General features: G+C 39.8%; 1 protein-coding gene. It reads right to left on the bottom strand.

The window, feature by feature from the left end:
• The coding region (locus tag P8629_RS12310; protein ID WP_278166392.1) for a septation protein IspZ at window positions 1–254 on the bottom strand (254 nt) is incomplete at both ends.

Genomic DNA, 254 nt, shown 5'->3' with positions numbered 1-254 from the left:
CAAACACCAGATAGACAATGGTCACCTTCCATTTTATAAAGTTATCATTATGTAAGAAGATGGTCATGCCGCCAAAAATAGCCACAAGAGCAAAAGTGATCAGCTGAATCTTTTCGACTTTTTTGACTAAAAAGTAAGTGATCACCACTTGCAGTGCGGTTGCGGCGATCAGCGCGCCAGTGGCAATATAGATATCGTAAAGCTTAAATAGTACGAAGAAAATAATCAGCGGAATAAAGTCGAGCAGTTGTTTC

The sequence above is a fragment of the Hydrogenovibrio sp. 3SP14C1 genome, from assembly GCF_029625905.1.
Classification (GTDB): Bacteria; Pseudomonadota; Gammaproteobacteria; order Thiomicrospirales; family Thiomicrospiraceae; genus Hydrogenovibrio.
The sequence above is the reverse complement of the archived record's forward strand: the minus strand, read 5'-3'. Positions and strand labels throughout refer to the sequence as shown.